Origin of the sequence: Actinomadura roseirufa, assembly GCF_900659635.1 — a bacterium.
Classification (GTDB): Bacteria; Actinomycetota; Actinomycetes; order Streptosporangiales; family Streptosporangiaceae; genus Spirillospora; species Spirillospora roseirufa.
The window spans coordinates 1-18,245 of record NZ_CAACVB010000066.1; the positions used below are offsets into that span (position 1 = coordinate 1).

2 protein-coding genes are annotated in these 18,245 nt (G+C 76.7%); both read left to right on the top strand.

The annotated features are described in order from the left end of the window. Positions 1 to 102: 102 nt before the first annotated feature. Positions 103 to 4,515: a non-ribosomal peptide synthetase gene (locus tag E1291_RS16580; protein WP_131738711.1), complete on the top strand. Its 4,413-nt coding sequence runs from the start codon at positions 103 to 105 to the stop codon at positions 4,513 to 4,515. Between the two features lie 7 nt (positions 4,516 to 4,522). Continuing rightward, positions 4,523 to 18,229, top strand: coding sequence for a non-ribosomal peptide synthetase (locus E1291_RS16585; protein WP_131738712.1), 13,707 nt, complete (start codon positions 4,523 to 4,525; stop codon positions 18,227 to 18,229). Positions 18,230 to 18,245 lie beyond the last annotated feature (16 nt).

An 18,245-nucleotide genomic window follows, 5' to 3' on the forward strand; every position in this document is an offset into this window, starting at 1 on the left:
AAGACGGCATACGAGATTGGCTGGAGTGACTGAGTTCAGACGTGTGCTCTTCCGATCTAGCTGGACGCGGCGGCGCGGCGGCTGGCCCCGGCGGCGGGCGCGATGGCGCGGTTCGTCTGGTTCGACCCGACGGGCGCGGACGGCGCGGACGGCATGGACGGCGCGGACGGCATGGACGGCATGGACGGCGCGGCGCCACCGGCGGCGGGCCCCGGCCGGCTGCTGGTGGTGCTGCACCGGCTGGTCGCCGACGCCCTGTCCTGGGACATCCTGCGGCGCGATCTCGCGGAGGCGTGGGAGAGCGTCCGGACGGGCGCGCCGCCGTCGCTGCCGCCCGTCCCGACGCCGATGGGGCGATGGGCGCGCGCGCTGGTGGAGGACGCCTCGCACGCGGAACGGGTCGCGGAGCTGCCGTTCTGGGAGTCGGTGGTGGACGGCCCGGACCCGCTGCTCGGTGCCCGGCGGCTGGACCCGGCGGTGGACGTGACGTCCACGGTGGAGTGGGTGCGGGTCCGGGTGCCCGAGGACGTGGCCGGGACGGTGCTGTCCGGGCTGCCCGACGCCTTCCACGGCGACCCCGCCGACGGGCCGCTGGCCGCGCTGGCGCTGGCGGTGGCCGAGCGCCGCCGCCGGAAGGGCGCCGTGGCGGCCTCGGCCCTGGTCAGGCTGGAGGGCCACGGACGCGCGGACGGCGTGCTCCCGGGCGCGGACCTGTCCGGCACCGTCGGCGGCCTCACCGCCGTGTTCCCCGCCCGGCTGGACCTCGCCGGGCTCGACCCGGCCGACGCGCTCGCGGGCGGTCCGGCGGCGGGCGCGGCGCTCAAGGCCGTCAAGGAGCAGGTGCGCGCCGCCCCGGACGGCGGCGTCGGGTACGGGCTGCTCCGGCACCTGAACCCGGGCACGTCCTCCGTCCTGCGGGCGCGCCCGATGGGTCAGATCGCCTTCACCTACCGGGACCTGGCCTCGGCAGGGCCGCAGGCGGACCCGCGCGGCGCCGGGTGGGCGCAGGTCGCCGAGCCGGCCGTGCTGGACGCCGTCCAGGACGCCCTGCGCGAGGCGGCCATGCCCGCGCCCGCCGAGCTGGACGTCGTCGTCACCGTCACCGGCGGCCCGGACGGGCCGGGGCTGGACGCCGAGTTCGGCGCACCGGCGGGCGTGCTCTCGCCCGCCGAGGTGCAAGAGCTGGCCGAGCTGTGGCTGACCGCCCTGGAGGGCCTGGCCGCGCACGCCGCGAAGCCGGATGCGGGCGGCCTGACGCCCTCGGACGTGCCGCTGGTCCGAGTGGGACAGGACGAGATCGAGGCATGGGAGCGGCGCCACCCGGCGCTCGCCGATATCTGGCCGACGACCCCGTTGCAGTCGGGACTGCTGTTCCACAGCCTGGCCAACGAGTCGGAGTTCGACCCCTACCGCGTGCAGAGCGTGTTCCACCTGAGCGGGCCGGTGGACCCGTCCCGGCTGCGCGAGGCGTGGCGGGCCCTGCTGGACCGCCACGCCGGGCTGCGCGCCGCGTTCGTCCACGACGCCGCCGGGCGGCCGGTCCAGCTGATCGTCGATGGCGTGTCGCCGCCCTGGAGCGAGGCCGACATGGGCGAGCTGGGGGAGGCCGGCCGCGAGGAGGCCCTCGACGGGTTCCTGGCCGGAGACCGGGCCGTCCCGTTCGACCTGGCCGAGCCGCCGCTGCTGCGGCTCGCCCTGCTGAGGTTCGGGACGGACCGGTCGGAGCTGGTCCTCACCGCCCACCACGCGGTGCTCGACGGGTGGTCGCTGCCGCTGCTGGCCGAGGAGCTGCTGCGGCTCTACGCGACCGGCGGCGACGCGTCCGCGCTGCCCGAGGCGCGCTCCTACCGTGACTTCCTGGCCTGGCTGTCCCGGCAGGACGGGGACGCGGCGGCGCGGGCCTGGGCGCGGGAGCTCGACGGGCTGGACGAGCCCGCGATGCTCGCGCCGGGCGCGTCCGGCACCGGTGCGGAAACGGCGTCCGACCTTGGCGGCACGGAGGTCGGTCGGGTCGCGGTACCGCTGTCCTCCCGGGAGGCGGCGGCGCTGGCCCGCCGCGCGGCGGAGCTGGGCGTCACGGTGAACACCGTCGTCCAGGGCGCCTGGGCCGTCCTGTGCGGGCTGCTGACCGGGCGCCGGGACGTGGTGTTCGGTGCCACGGTGTCCGGGCGCCCGCCCGCGCTGCCGGGCGCGGACGCGACGGTGGGCATGTTCGTCAACACCGTGCCCGTGCGGGTGCGGTGCGCTCCCGGGGACTCCGTCGCCGAGCTGCTGACCGGCCTCCAGGAACGGCAGGCCGCGCTGCTGGACCACCATCACGCCGCGCTGACCGAGGTGCGGCGGCTGACCGGGCTGAGCGCGCTCTTCGACACCTGCGTCGCCTTCGAGTCCTTCCCGGTGGACCGCCCGGCCATCGCCGCCGCGGGCGCGGCGGCCGGGATCGCCTGCACCGGGGTCCGCCTGGTCAGCGCCACCCACTACCCCCTGACGGTGATGGCGATGGCCGGCCAGGGCACCGGGCCGAGGCTGACCCTCCAGTACCGGCGGAGCGTGTTCGGCGCGGACGCCGCCGCGTCCGTCGCGGCCCGCTTCGGGCGCGTCCTGCGCCAGGTGGCGGACGATCCCGGCCGCCGGGTCGGCGCGGTCGACGCGCTGGACCCGGCCGAGCGCGACCGCCTCCTGCGGGAGCTCAACGACACGGCGAGGCCCCGTGCGGACACCCCCGCCCTCACGATCCCCGAGCTGTTCGCGCGGCGCGCGGCGGACGCGCCCGGCGCGGTCGCGGTCGTCTCGGACGAGGGGTCGCTGACCTACGGGGAGCTCGCCGCCCGCGCCGGGGGGTGGGCGCGGGCGCTGACCCGGCGCGGGGTGGGACCCGAGTCGGTGGTGGCGGTGGCGCTGCCGCCGTCGGCCGACCTGGTGGCGGTGCTGCTCGGCGTGCTGCGGGCGGGCGGCGCGTACCTGCCGGTGGACCCCGCCCATCCGGCCGAGCGGATCGGCGTGATGATGGACGACACGCGCCCGGCCGTCCTGGTGACCACCGGCGACGTCGCCGCGCGCCTGCCGGGCCGCGACCTCCCGGTGATCCTGCTGGACGACCCGGCCGTGAAATCCGGTGGCACGGCCCCCGAGGGGACACCGCATCCGGACGGCCTCGCGTACGTGATCTACACGTCCGGCTCCACCGGGGTACCGAAGGGCGTGGGGGTGACCCACCGGGCGGTCGCCGACCTCGCCCTGGACCGCCGGTGGCGCGGCGGCGCCCACGATCGCGTGCTGCTGCACTCGACGCTGATGTTCGACGCGTCCGTCTGGGAGCTGTGGATCCCGCTGCTGGGCGGCGGGCGCGTCGTGGTCGCCGCGTCGGAGGCGCTCGACCCGGCCACCGTCGCGAGGCACGTCGCCGACCACGGCGTCACGTCCCTCTTCCTGACCACGGCGCTGTTCAACCTGCTGGTGCAGGAGGACGCGACATGCCTGGCCGGGCTGCGGGAGGTGTGGACCGGCGGCGAGCGCGCCTCGGCGTCCTCCTTCCAGCGCGCCCTGGACACGTGCCCCGGCACCACGTTCGTGCACGTCTACGGGCCGACGGAGACGACGGTGTACGCCACCGGCGTCCCGCTGCCCCCGGGCGGGCGGGTGGCGGACAACGTCCCGATCGGCGGGCCGCTGGACAACACGTCCGCCTACGTCCTGGACGGGGCGCTGCGCCCGGTGCCGCCGGGCGTCACCGGCGAGCTGTACCTGGCGGGCCCGGGTCTCGCGCGGGGATACGTGCGCAGGGCCGGGCTGACCGCCGCGCGGTTCGTGGCGTGCCCGTTCGGGCCGCCCGGGGCGCGCATGTACCGCACCGGCGACCTCGTGCGCTGGAACGCCTCCGGGCTGCTGGAGTACCTGGGGCGCGGCGACGCGCAGGTGAAGGTGCGCGGTTTCCGGATCGAGCCGGGTGAGATCGAGGCGGCCCTGCTGACCCACCCGGCGGTGGCGCAGGCCGTCGTGGTCGCGCGGGACGGGCGAGACGCGGCCGGGACGGTGCGGCTCGCCGCCTATGCCGTCCCGGCGGAATCGGCGGGACCGGCCCGGCCGACGGCCGGGGAGCTGCGCGAGCACGCGGCGCGGCGGCTGCCGGACTTCATGGTCCCGGCGGCGTTCACGGTGCTGGACCGGCTGCCGCTGACCCCGAACGGGAAGCTGGACCGCCGGGCCCTCCCCGAACCCGAGCTCACCGAGGCCGGCTACCGGGCGCCCCGGACGCCCCGGGAGGAGACGCTCTGCCGGCTGTACGCCGAGGTGCTCGGGCTCGACCGGGTCGGCGTCGACGACAACTTCTTCGCGATCGGCGGGCACTCGCTGCTGGCCACCCGGCTGTCGGGCCGCATCCGCGCCGCGCTCGGGCTGGAGGTGCCGGTCGGCGCGGTCCTGCGCTACCCGAGCGTCGTGGAACTGGCCCGCGAGCTGGACGACTTCACGAAATCGAGCAGGCCGCGCCTGCGCCGGATGAAGGTCAAGGAGTAGACGGCTGATGATTCCCCTGTCTTTCGCGCAGCGCCGGTTGTGGTTCGTGCACCGCTTCGAGGGCCCGTCGGCGACCTACAACGTCCCGTTCCGGGTGCGGCTGGCGGGCGCGCTGGACGTGCGGGCGCTGGAGGCGGCGCTCCGGGACGTCGTGGCGCGCCACGAGAGCCTGCGGACGCTGATCGTCGAGGACGAGCGGGGCGTGCCGTCCCAGCGCGTCGTCCCGCTGGACGAGACGGGCGTGACGGTCCCGCTCGTCGTGGTGGACCCCGGTGAGGTGGACGCCGCGGTGGCGGAGGCGGTGCGGTACCCGTTCGACCTGGCCACGGAGATCCCGCTGCGGGCGCGGCTGTTCGCCTGCGGGCCCGGCGAGTACGTGCTGGTGCTGCTGATCCACCACATCGCCATGGACGGCGAGTCGATGGCGCCGCTGGTGCGCGACCTGTCGGCCGCCTACACCGCGCGTGCGTCGGGCCGTGTGCCGGTGTGGCCGGAGCTGCCGGTGCAGTATGCGGACTACACGCTCTGGCAGCGGGAGCTGCTGGGCGACGAGGACGACCCGGAGAGCGTCGCGGCGCAGCAGTTCGGCTACTGGCGCGGGGAGCTGGCGGGGGTACCGCAGCCGTTGCCGCTGCCCGCCGACCGTCCCCGCCCGGCGGTAGCGAGCCGCCGCGGCGACATGGTGGAGTTCCGGCTCGGCCCCGCGCTGCGCGCCGCGGTCGAGGAGCTGGCGCGGCGGCACGACGCGACCGTGGCGATGGTCCTCCAGGCGGGACTGGGCGCCCTGCTGCACCGGCTGGGCGGCGGCGAGGACATCACGATCGGCTGCACCATCGCGGGCCGCACCGACGAGGGCCTGGCGGATCTCGTGGGCTTCTTCGTCAACACGTGGGTGCTGCGGGCCGACGTGTCGGGCGGCCCCGCCTTCGACGAGCTGCTGCGACGCGTCCGGGACAAGGCGCTGGCCGCCTACAACAACCAGGACGCCCCGTTCGAGCGGCTGGTCGAGCTGCTCAACCCCGAGCGCTCCACGTCCTACCACCCGCTCTTCCAGGTGGCGTTCACCTGGCAGAGCCAGGCCCGCGTCGAGATGGACCTGCCCGGGGTGCTGGCGACGCTGGAGGGCGTCCGGACGGGGACCGCGAAGTTCGACCTGGAGTTCAGCTTCGCCCACGACCCCGACGGGCGGGGCCTGCTGTGCCAGCTGGAGTACGCCACCGACCTGTTCGACCGGGAGACGGCCGAGGCGGTCGCGTCCCGGTTCGAGCGGGTGCTGCGGCAGGCGGCGGCCGACCCGTCCCGCCCGGTGGACGAGCTGGACGTCCTCGACGCGGCGGAGACGGACCTCGTGCTGCGCGGCGTGAACGACACGGCCGTCCCGGTGCCCGGCGCGCCGGTCGCCGAGCTGTTCGCGCGGCGGGCCGCCGAACGGCCGGGCGACATCGCGGTCGCGTCCGGCGACGTCTCCCCGTCGGGCGCCTCACTCACCTACGGCGAGCTCGATGCCCGCGCCAACCGCCTGGCCCGCGTCCTGGCCGGGCGCGGCGTGGGACCGGAGTCCGTGGTGGGCGTGGCGCTGCCGCGCTCCCTGGAACTGGTGGTCGCGGTGCTGGCGGTCGTGAAGGCGGGCGGCGCGTACCTGCCGGTGGACCCCGCCTACCCCGCCGACCGGATCGCGTTCATGGTGGCGGACTCGGCGGCGGGCCTGATGATCGCGGACGCCGCCACGGCGGAACGGCTCGCCGGCCCGGCGGTGCCGGTACTGGAGATCGACGACCCGGAGGTCGCGGCGGCGGTGGCCGCCGCCGATCCCGCGCCGATGGGCGACGCCGACCGGGTGCGCCCGGCGTCGGCGGACGACACCGCGTACATCATCTACACGTCCGGCTCCACCGGGCGCCCCAAGGGCGTCGCCGTCACCCAGCGGGCCCTCGCCGCGCTGGCGCTGGACCGGCGCTGGGGCGGCGGCGCGCACGAGCGGGTCCTGCTCCACTCGCCGCTGACGTTCGACGCGTCGGTATGGGAGCTGTGGGTGCCGCTGCTGCGCGGCGGGCGGGTCGTCGCGGCCCGTCCCGGCTCCCTCGACCCCGGGACGCTCGCGGAGTACGCGGACCGCCAGGGCGTGACCTCGGTCTTCCTGACCACGGCGCTGTTCAACCTGCTGGTGCAGGAGGACGCCACGTGCCTGGCGGGGCTGCGGGAGGTGTGGACCGGCGGCGAGCGCGGCTCGGCGTCCTCGTTCCGGCGCGCGCTGGAGGCGTGCCCGGACACGCGGTTCGTGCACGTCTACGGCCCGACGGAGACGACCGTCTACGCCACGGCGGGCCCGCTGGACCCGGCCGCCGAGCCCGGCGGGGACGTCCTGATCGGCGGCCCGATGGACAACACCCGCGCCTACGTCCTGGACGCCCGGCTGCGGCCGGTGCCGCCCGGGGTGCCGGGCGAGCTCTACCTGGCCGGGGCGGGCCTGGCGCGGGGCTACGTCGCCCGCGCCGGGCTGACCGCCGAGCGGTTCGTGGCCTGCCCGTTCGGCGGGCCGGGCGAGCGGATGTACCGCACCGGCGACGTCGTGGCGTGGACGCGGGACGGCGCGCTGGCCTTCCGGGGACGGGCCGACGCGCAGGTGAAGGTGCGCGGCTTCCGGATCGAGCCGGGCGAGGTCGAGGCCGCCCTGGTGGCGCATCCGAGGGTGGCGCGGGCGGTGGTCGTCGCCCGCGAGGACGCCGGGGGCGGCGCGAGCAGGCGCCTCGTCGGCTACGTCGTGCCCGACGGCGCGGGCCAGGCCGGGTTCGGGAACGTGGCCGACCTCCGCGACTTCGACTTCGACCTCGGCGCGGGCGTGTCGGCCGGGGAGCTGCGCGCGTTCCTGGCGGGACGGCTGCCGGAGTTCATGGTGCCGTCGGCGTTCGTGGTCCTCGGCGCGCTGCCGCTGACGCCGAACGGCAAGGTGGACCGGCGGGCGCTGCCCGCCCCGGAGTTCACCGGCGAGGTGTACCGGGCGCCGCGGACCCCGTCGGAGGAGATCCTCGCCGAGGTGTTCGCGGACGTCCTCGACGTGGAGCGGGTCGGAGTCGACGACGACTTCTTCGCCGTCGGCGGGGACAGCATCCGGTCGATCCAGGTGGTGTCGCGGGCACGCGCGCGCGGGATCGAGATCAGCGCGCGCGACGTCTTCGACCACCGGACGGTCGCCAGGCTCGCCGAGGCGGTGGACGCCCGCTCGGCCGCCTCGGCGGACGTCCCCGGCGGCGCCCCGGGAAACGAGGTGGAGCCGTCCCGGGACGCGGACGGGCCGCTGGTCGAGGTGGACCCGGCCGAGCTGGAGGCGTGGCGGGAGCGCTACCCGGGCCTGGTGGAGGCGTGGCCGCTCGCCCCCCTCCAGGCGGGCCTGCTGTTCCACGCGATGCTGGCCGACGCCGCCTCCGACGCCTACCACATGCAGTTCGTCGTCCACCTGTCCGGCGAGGTGGAGCCGGAGCGGATGCGCGGTGCGGGCCAGGCGCTGCTGGACCGCCACCCCAACCTGCGGACCGCGTTCGTCGCCACCGAGGCCGGCGACCCCGTCCAGCTCGTGGTGGACGGGGTCCGGCTGCCCTGGCGGCACGTCGACCTCGGCGGCCTCGCCGAAGCCGAGCGGGACGAGGCGCTCCGGCGGTTCCTGGAGGGGGACCGCGACGCCCGCTTCGACCCCGCCGAGCCGCCGATGCTGCGGCTGGCGCTGGTGACGCTCGGCGCGGGGCGGTCGGAACTGGTCGTCACGGCCCACCACGTGCTGTTCGACGGGTGGTCCCTGCCGCTGCTGATGCAGGACCTCCTCCGGCTGTACGGGACGGAGGGCGACCCGTCGGCGCTGCCGCCGGTGCCCGGGTACCGCGGCTACCTGGCATGGCTGTCGGAGCAGGACCCCGCCGAGTCGGCGCGGGCCTGGGCCGAGGAACTCGACGGCGTCGACGAACCCACCCTTCTGGCGGCCGGGACGGTCCCCGACCCGGACGCCACGGACGAAACGGGCGTGGTCGACGTCCCGCTGCCGGTGGACGCGGCGCGCGAGCTGGCCCGGCGCGCCGCCGAGCTGGGCGTCACGCTCAACACCGTCGTCCAGGTCGCCTGGGGCGTCCTGCTCGGGCGGCTCACCGGCAGGCGGGACGTGCTGTTCGGTGCCGCGGTGTCGGGCCGCCCGCCCGCCGTCCCCGGCGTCGCCGCCATGATCGGGCTGTTCATCAACACGGTCACGGTGCGCGTGCGGCCCGCCCCGGACGCCACGCTCGCCGAGCTGCTCGCGGACGTGCAGAACCGGCAGGTCGCGCTGCTGGAGCACCATCACCACGGGCTGGCCGCCGTCCAGCGGGCCGCCGGGACCGGCGCGCTGTTCGACACCATCATCGGCTTCGAGTCCTACCCGGTCGACCGGGAGGGGATCAGGGAGGCCGGCGGCGCCGCCGGGATCGAGACCACCGGGATCAGGACGTCCGGCGGCACCCACTACCCGCTGGCCGTCCTGGCGTTCGAGGACCCGCACCTGCGGGTGGCCCTCCAGTACCGGCGCGGCGTGTTCGGCCGGGAGACCGCCGAGACCATGGCGGCCCGGTTCGCCCGGATCCTGCGGCAAGTGGTCGCCGATCCGGACATCCCGGTGGGACGGGTGGACGTCCTCGACCCGGCGGAGCGGGACCGGGTGCTGTCGGGCGGGGACGGCGCCGCCGCCCCGGTGGAGCCCGCGACGATCCCGGAGCTGTTCGCGCGCCGCGTCGCGGACCGGCCGGACGCCGCCGCGGTCGTGTTCGGGGAGCGGACGCTGACGTACCGGGAGATCGACGACCGCGCCGCCCGGCTCGCCCGCGTCCTCGCCGGGCGCGGCGTGGGACCGGAGTCGGTGGTGGGCGTGGCGCTGCCACGCTCGCCCGAGCTCGTGGTCGCGGTGCTGGCCGTGCTGAAGGCGGGCGGCGCCTACCTGCCGGTCGACGCGTCCTACCCGGCAGGGCGGATCGCGTTCATGGTCGGGGACTCGGCCGCCCGCCTGGTCATCGCGGACGCGGCGACAGCGGAGCGGATGGCCGGGCTCACGGCGCCGGTCCTGGAGATCGACGCCCCGGGCACCGCCGCGGCGGTCGCGGACGCCGCGCCGCTGCGGGACGCCGACCGCCGCGCGCCCCTGGCGGCGCGCAACACCGCCTACGTCATCTACACCTCCGGGTCGACGGGCCGCCCGAAGGGCGTCGCGGTCACCCACGAGGGCGTCGCGAGCCTGCTGGCGACCCAGGTGGCGGCGCTGGGGATCACGCCCGAGAGCCGTGTGCTGCAGTTCGCCTCGCCGAGCTTCGACGCGTCGGTGTGGGAGCTGTGCACGGCGCTGCTGTCGGGCGCCGCGCTGGTGCTCGCCCCCCGGGACGCCCTGGCGCCCGGCGACCCGCTGGCGCGGACCGTCGCCGAGCGGCGGGTGACGCACGCGCTGCTGCCCCCGGCGGTATTGGCCGCGCAGCCGCCCGGGTCCCTGCCCGGCCTGGGGTGCCTGGTCGTCGGCGGGGACGCCACGTCCCCCGAGCTGGTCGCGGCGTGGGCGCCCGGACGCCGGATGGTCAACGCCTACGGCCCGACGGAGACGACGGTCATCGCCTCGATGAGCGCGCCGCTGACGGGCGACGGCGCCGCACCGCCGATCGGCGGGCCGGTCGCCGGAACCCGCCTCTACGTCCTGGACGCGGGGCTGCGGCCGGTGCCGCCGGGCGTCGCGGGCGAGCTGTACGCCGCCGGGCCCGGCCTGGCGCGCGGGTACGCCGGACGCGCCGCGCTGACCGCCGAGCGGTTCGTGGCCTGCCCGTTCGGCGGGCCGGGCGAGCGGATGTACCGCACCGGCGACCTCGCCCGCTGGACCCCCGGCGGCGCGCTGGAGTACGCCGGGCGGGCGGACGCCCAGGTCAAGATCCGCGGTTTCCGGATCGAGCCGGGGGAGGTCGAGTCGGCGCTGACCTCGCACCCCGGCGTCGAGCGGGCCGTCGTGGTCGCGTCCGGCGACCCGGGCGGCGACCGGCGCCTCGTCGGGTACGTCGTGCCGACCCCCGAGGGCGCCGCCCTCGGCGGGGCGGCGGGCAAGGTCGCCGCGTGGCGCGAGGTCCACGACCGGGTGTACGCCTCAGCGGACGCTCCGTGGGGCGAGGACTTCACCGGCTGGGACTCCACCTACACCGGGGAGCCGATCCCGCTGCCGGAGATGGCGGAGTGGCGCGACGCCGCCGTCGAGCAGATCCTGGCCTGGTCCCCGCGCCGCGTCCTGGAGATCGGCGTGGGCACCGGGCTGCTGATGGCGAGGATCGTGCCCTCGGTTCAGGAGTACTGGGGCACCGACCTGTCGGCCACCGTGATCGAGCGGCTGCGCGACCAGGCCGCGCGGTCCGAGACCGCGGCCGGGCGGGTCCGGCTGCGGACGCAGACCGCCGACGACGCGTCCGGCCTGCCGCGCGGCCACTTCGACACCGTCGTGCTGAACTCCGTGGTGCAGTACTTCCCCGACGCCGCCTACCTGGAGCGGGTGCTGCGGCAGGCCATGGAGCTGCTCGCCCCGGGCGGCCGGATCGTGGTCGGGGACGTCCGCAACGCCGGCTCGCTGCGGCTGCTGCGCGCCGGGGTGCAGCGGGCACGGCACCCGGACGCGGCGCCTCCGGTCGTGCGGGCCGCCGTCGCCAAGGCGATGCGCGCCGAGAAGGAACTGCTCGTCGACCCGGAGTGGTTCACCCGCTGGGCCGGGCGGCACGGCGCGACCGCGGACGTCCGGCTGAAGCCCGGCCGGGCGCACAACGAGCTGACCCGGCACCGCTACGAGGTCGTCCTGCACAAGGAACCCGTGGACGCCGTCGCCCTCGACGACGTCCCCACGTGGGTGTGGGGCGAGCAGCTCGGGGACTTCGCCGGCATCGCGGAGCTCCTGCGCTCGCGGGGCGGCGGGCCGGTGCGGATCGCGCGGATCCCGAACGCCCGGCTGGCGGGCGAGGCCGAGGCCGCCGCCGCGGCGTCGCTGGCGGGCGCGCCGGCCGGCGCGTCCCGGCACGTCGACCCGCAGGATTTGCGCGGCTGGGCCGCCGAGCGGGGCTGGGACGTGCTGGCGACCTGGTCGACCAACGCCGTGGAGTGCTTCGACGCCGTCGTGCTGCCGGACGGCGGCGCCTCCGGCCGGGTGCTGGCGGGCGGGTTCGTGCCGTCCGGACGGGCGGGGCGCCCGCTGGCCAGCGAACCGGCCGGGGAGGGCGGGGGCGAGACGCTCGCCGGCGTCCTGCGCGCCCACGTGGCCGGGCGGCTGCCCGAGTACATGGTGCCGTCGGCCGTGGTGACCCTCGCCGAGATCCCGCTGACCCCGAGCGGGAAGCTGGACCGGCGGGCGCTCCCGGCGCCCGCGTACGCCGCCGCGCTCACCGGCGGCGAGCCCCGCACCGCGCGGGAGGAGGTCCTGTGCGGGCTGTTCGCCGAGGTCCTCGGCCTGGAGCGGGTCGGGGTCGACGACGACTTCTTCGACCTCGGCGGGCACTCGCTGCTGGCGACCCGGCTCGTCCGCCGGATCCGCGCCGAGCTGAACGTCGAGATCCCGATCCGGTCGGTCTTCGAGTCGCCGTCGGTCGCCGGCCTGGTCGCGCACCTGTCGGCGGGCCGGCGGGTCCGGCCCGGCCTGCGCCGCGCCGCCGCGCGGCCCGACCGGCTGCCGCTGTCCTACGCGCAGCGGCGGCTGTGGTTCGTGCACCGGTTCGAGGGCCCGTCGGCGACCTACAACTCCCCGTTCCGGGTGCGGCTGACCGGCGCCCTGGACGCCGCGGCGCTGGAGGCCGCCGTCCGGGACATCGTCGCCCGACACGAGAGCCTCCGCACGCTCATCGTCGAGGACGAGGGCGGCGTGCCGTTCCAGCGGGTGCTGCCCGTCGAGGACGTGCTGGAGAAGGTGGCGGTGCCGGTGACCGGCGCCGGGCCCGACGGGGTGGACGCCGCCGTGGCCGAGGCCGCCCGGTACCGGTTCGACCTCGCCGCCGAGATCCCGGTGCGGGCGCGGGTGTTCGCGTCCGGGCCGGACGAGCACGTGCTGGTGCTGCTGATCCACCACATCGCCGTGGACGGCGAGTCGGTCGCGCCGCTGGTGCGGGACCTGTCGGCGGCGTACACGGCACGGGCGTCCGGCCGCGCGCCGGACTGGCCGGACCTGCCGGTGCAGTACGCCGACTACACGCTCTGGCAGCGGGACCTGCTCGGGGACGAGAACGACTCCGGCAGCGTCGCGGCGCAGCAGTTCGGCCACTGGCGCGGGGAGCTGGCGGGGGCGCCGCAGCCGTTGCCGCTGCCCGCCGACCGGCCCCGTCCCGCCGTCGCGAGCCACCGCGGCGACGCCGTCGAGTTCACGGTGGAGCCCGAGATCCTCGCGGCGGCCGAGGAACTGGCGCGCGCGCACGGCATGACCGTGGCTATGGTCCTGCAGACGGCGCTGGTGGTCTTGCTGCACCGGCTCACCGGCCGGGACGACCTGACGGTCGGGTCCCCGATCGCCAACCGTACCGACGACGCCCTGGCCGGCCTCGTGGGCTTCTTCGTCAACACGTGGGTGCTGCGCGCCGACGTGTCGGGCGACCCCGCCTTCGACACCCTGCTGACGCAGGTCAGGGACAAGGCGCTGGCCGCCTACAACAACCAGGACGCCCCGTTCGAGCGGCTGGTCGAGCTGCTCAACCCCGAGCGCTCCACGTCCTACCACCCCCTGTTCCAGGTGGCGTTCGCCTGGCAGAACATCGCCTGGGAGGAGTTCGAGTTCCGGGGGCTGCGGGCGGAGCTGGAGCCGGTCTCGACCGGCGTCGCGCGGTTCGACCTGGAGCTCACCATGTTCGACTTCCCCGGGCAGGGCATCCGGGGCCGCCTCGAATACGCCGCCGACCTGTTCGACCGCGGCACGGCCGAGGCGATGGCGGCGCGGTTCGTCCGCGTCGTCCGCCAGGTGGTGGCCGAGCCCGGCGTGCCCGTCGGCCGGGTGGAGGTGCTGGAGCCCGCCGAACGGGACCGGCTGCTACGCGAGGTGAACGAGACGTCCGTCCCGGTGCCGGTCGGGACGATCCCCGAGCTGTTCGAGCGGCGGGTGGCCGCGCGGCCGGACGCCCCCGCGCTCGTGTTCGAGGGGGAGACGCTCACCTACCGGGAGGTCGAGGAGCGCGCCAACCGGCTGGCCCGGCTGCTGATCGGACGCGGCGTCGGCCCGGAGACGGTGGTCGCGGTGACCCTGCCGCGCTCGCCGGGGCTGTGGATCGCGGCCCTGGCGGTGACGAAGGCGGGCGGCGCGTACCTGCCGGTGGACCCCGCCTACCCGGCCGGGCGGATCGAGTTCATGGTGAAGGACTCCGAGGCGCACCTGGTGATCGCGGACGCGCAGACGGCGGAGCAGCTGCCCGATCTGGCCGCGTCCGTGATCGGCGTGGACGATCCGGAGACCGTCGCGGCGCTCGCCGCCGCCGACCCGGGCCCGGTGCGCGACGCCGACCGCCTCGGCCCGGTGGCGGTGACCAACGCCGCCTACGTCATCTACACCTCCGGGTCGACCGGGCTGCCCAAGGGCGTCGTGGTCACCCACGTCGGCCTGGCCAGCCTGCTCCAGGCGCACATCGACCGGCTGGAGGTGACGCCGGAGAGCCGGGTGCTCCAGTTCAACTCGCCGAGCTTCGACTCCTCGGTGTGGGAGCTGTGCATGGCGCTGTTCTCGGGCGCCGCGTTCGTCCTGGCGAGCCAGGACGACCTGGCGGCGGGCGAGCCGCTCGCCGCGACGCTCACCGCGAACCGCGTGTCGCACGTCCTGCTGACGCCCTCGGTGCTGGCGGCGCTGCCGCCCGGATCGCTGCCCACCGTCACGACCCTCATCGTCGCCGGGGAGCCGATCTCGCCGGACCTGGTCGCCGCCTGGGCGCCGGGACGGCGGATGGCGAACGCCTACGGCCCGACCGAGACGACCGTGTGCCCGGCCATGGCCGGATCGATGACGGGCGACGGGCGGGCGCCCACGTTCGGGTCGCCGATCCCGAACGCCCGCGTGTACGTGCTGGACGCCCGGCTGCGGCCGGTGCCGCCGGGCGTCGCGGGCGAGCTGTACGTGGCCGGGTCCGGGCTGGCCCGCGGCTATCTCGGCCGCGCGGGGCTGACCGGGCAGCGGTTCGTGGCGTGCCCGTTCGGCGGGCCGGGGGAGCGGATGTACCGCACCGGCGACCTCGTCCGCTGGACCACGGGCGGCGAGCTGGAGTTCCTCGGCCGGGTGGACGCGCAGGTCAAGCTGCGCGGGTACCGGATCGAGCCGGGCGAGGTCGAGGCGGCGCTGCTGGCGCACCCGCGGGTCGCGCAGGCGGTGGTCGCCGTCCGCGAGTCCGCCGGGGGCGCCGGGTCCGGGCGGCTCGCCGGGTACGTCGTACCCGTCGGCGCCCTCGACGGCGCGGGAGCGGAGGGCCTCGGCGGCGGCGAGCTGGACCTGACGGCGGGCGTGTCGGCGGCCGAGCTGCGGGCCTTCCTGACCGGCCGGCTGCCGGAGTTCATGGTGCCGTCGGCGTTCGTCGTCCTGGACCGGCTGCCGCTGACCCCGAACGGGAAGGTCGACCGCGGCGCGCTCCCCGACCCGGACGTCGCGGGCGCCGCCCACCGGGCGCCGCGCACCCCGGCGGAGGAGGCCCTCGCCGCGGTGTTCGCCGAGGTCCTCGGGCTGGACCGGGTCGGGATCGACGACGACTTCTTCGCCGCGGGCGGGGACAGCATCCAGTCGATCCAGGTGGTGTCGCGGGCGAGGGCGCACGGGCTGGAGATCAGGCCGCGCGACGTCTTCGAGCACCGGACCGTCGCCGCGCTCGCCGCGGCGGCGGGGGACGCCTCCGGCGCGGGCGCGGCCCTGGCCGAGCTGGACGGCGGCGGGACCGGCCCGCTGCCGCTGCCGCCGGTGGCGCGGTGGATCCGCGGGCTCGGGACCGGGTTCGACCGCTTCTCCCAGTCGATGCTGGTGGAGCTGCCGCCGGGCATCGGCGCCGCCGGGCTGGCCGCCGTGCTCGACGCCGTGATCGGCCATCACGACCTGCTGCGGTCCCGGCTGGAACCGGACGCCGACGTCCTGGTGGTGGACCCGCCGGGCCCGGCGCGCGCGGCGGGGCTGATCCGCCGCGTCGCGTGCGACGGCCGCTGGGACGCGCGGTGGCGCGACGTCGCCGCCGCCGAGCTGGACGCCGCGAACGGCCGGCTGGCCCCCACCGGCGGCGTCATGGCGCAGTTCGTCTGGTTCGCCCCGCCCGAGCCCGAGGCGGGCCGGCTGCTGATCGTCCTGCACCACCTGGTGGTGGACGGGGTGTCGTGGCGGATCCTGCTCCCGGACCTCGCGGCGGCCTGGGACCGGATCCGGGACGGCGCGCCGCCGGTGCTGCCGCCGGGCGGTACCTCGATGCGGCGATGGGCGCACGCGCTCGCGGACACGGCGGCCGACCCCGCGCGGGTCGCGGAGCTGCCGCTGTGGCGGTCGGTGCTGGAGGGCCCCGATCCGCTGCTCGGCGCCCGGCGGCTCGACCCCGCCGTGGACGTCGCGTCCACCGTCGACGCCGTCTGGCTGCGGCTGCCCGCGCGGCTGACGGCGACGATGCTGACCGCGCTGCCCGCGGCGTTCCACGGCGGCGTCAACGACGGCCTGCTCGCCGCGCTGGCGCTGGCGGTGGCCCGCCGCCGCCGCGACCGGGGCGAGGCCGAGTCCTCGGTGCTGATGAGGGTGGAGGGCCACGGCCGTGAGGAGCAGGTCGTGCCGGGTGCGGACCTGTCGCGGACCGTCGGCTGGTTCACCAGCGTCTACCCGGCGCGCCTGTACGTCGGCGACGTGGACCTGGAGGAGGTCTTCGCGGGCGGCCGTGCCGCCGGTGACGTGGTCGACTCGATCAGGGAGCAGCTGCGCGCCCTGCCCGACAAGGGCATCGGCTACGGGCTGCTGCGGTACCTGAACCCGGACACCGCGGTGGAGCTGGAGCCGTACCCGACCGGGCAGATCTCCTTCAACTACCTGGGCCGGTTCTCCGCGGCGGACATGCCCGAGCACCTGCGCGGGACGGGCTGGACCGAGGCCGCCGAAGGCGCCGACCTGGTCGCCGGCCTCGACCCGGACATGCCCGCGCTGTCGGTGCTGGACGTCAACGCCTACGTGACCGACGCGGAGGACGGGCCGGTGCTCGCCGCCAGGGTCGCCTTCCCCACGGGCGTCCTGTCCCGCGCGGAGGCCGAGGAACTGGTGGAGCTGTGGTCGGCCGCGCTGGAGGGGCTGACCCGGGCCGCCGCCGCGCGGACCGCGGACGGGCCGGACCGCCCGCCCGTGCCGCTGGTGCCGGTGCCGTCCGCCGAGCTGAGGGCGTGGCGGGAAGACCGTCCGGGCCTGGTGGAGGTGTGGCCGCTCGCCCCTCTGCAGCCGGACCTCCTGGCCCACGCGTCGGCCGGTTCCCCGTTCGACCCGTACCACATGCAGCTCGTGATCCACCTGTCCGGGGAGATCGACCCCGGCAGGCTGCACCGCGCGGCGCAGGCGCTCCTGGACCGCCACGCCAACCTGCGGACCGCGTTCGCCGCCACCGAGGCCGGCGACCCCGTCCAGCTCGTGCTCGACGGGGTCCGCCTGCCCTGGCGGGACCTCGACCTGACCGGCCTCGGCGAAGCGGAGCGGGCGGAGGCGCTCCGGCGGTTCCTGGCCGACGACCTCGGCGACGGCTTCGACCCGGCCGAGCCGCCGATGCTGCGGATGACGCTGGTGCGGACCGGCCCGGCCACCTCCGAGCTGGTGTTCTCCGTCCACCACGCGCTGCTGGACGGGTGGTCGAGCCCCCTGCTGATGGAGGATCTGCTGCGGCTGTACGGGGCGGAGGGCGACCCGTCGGCGCTGCCGCCGGTGCCCGGGTACCGCGGCTACCTGGCATGGCTGTCGGAGCAGGACCCCGCCGAATCGGCGCGGGCCTGGGCCGAGGAGCTCGACGGGATCGACGGGCCCACCCTGGTCGCGCCGGACGCGGACCCGTCCGCCCCGTGGGAGGGCTTCGGCGTGGTCGACGTCCCGCTGCCGGTGGACGCGGCGCGCGAGCTGGCGCGGCGCGCCGCCGAGCTGGGCGTCACGCTCAACACCGTCGTCCAGGTCGCCTGGGGCGTCCTGCTCGGGCGGCTCACCGGCAGGCGGGACGTGCTGTTCGGCGCGACGGTGTCGGGCCGCCCGCCCGCCGTCCCGGACGTCCACGCGATGGTGGGCCTGTTCATCAACAACGTGCCGGTCCGGCTGACGTGCGACCCGGACGCCGCCCTCGGCGACCTGGCGGCCGGGCTCCAGCGCAGGCAGGGTGCCCTGCTCGACCACCACCACGCGGCGCCGGGCACCATCGCGGGGGCCACCGGGCCGGCCGCGCTGTACGACACGCTCCTCGTCTTCGAGTCCTACCCGATCGACCGGGCCGGCATCCGCGAGGCCACCACCGCCGCGGGGCTGGCGCTCACCGGCATGGGGATCACGAGCGGCTCCCACTACCCGCTGGGCGTGGCGGCGTTCGAGGACCCGCACCTGCGGGTGGCGCTGCAGTACCAGCGCCGCGTCCTCGGCGGGGACGCCGTCGAGGAGATCGCGGCGCGGCTCGGCGCGATCCTGCGGCGGTTCGCCGCCGACCCGCGCACCCCCGCCGGCTCCGTGGAGGACGGGGGCGCCGCGGAGGACGGGGGCGCTTAGGCCAGGGGCCGGGACG

Coding starts and splice junctions, on each gene's coding strand:
- E1291_RS16580 (WP_131738711.1), top strand. CDS start 103: ATGGCGCGGTTCGTCTGGTTCGACCCGACGGGCGCGGACGGCGCGGAC.
- E1291_RS16585 (WP_131738712.1), top strand. CDS start 4,523: ATGATTCCCCTGTCTTTCGCGCAGCGCCGGTTGTGGTTCGTGCACCGC.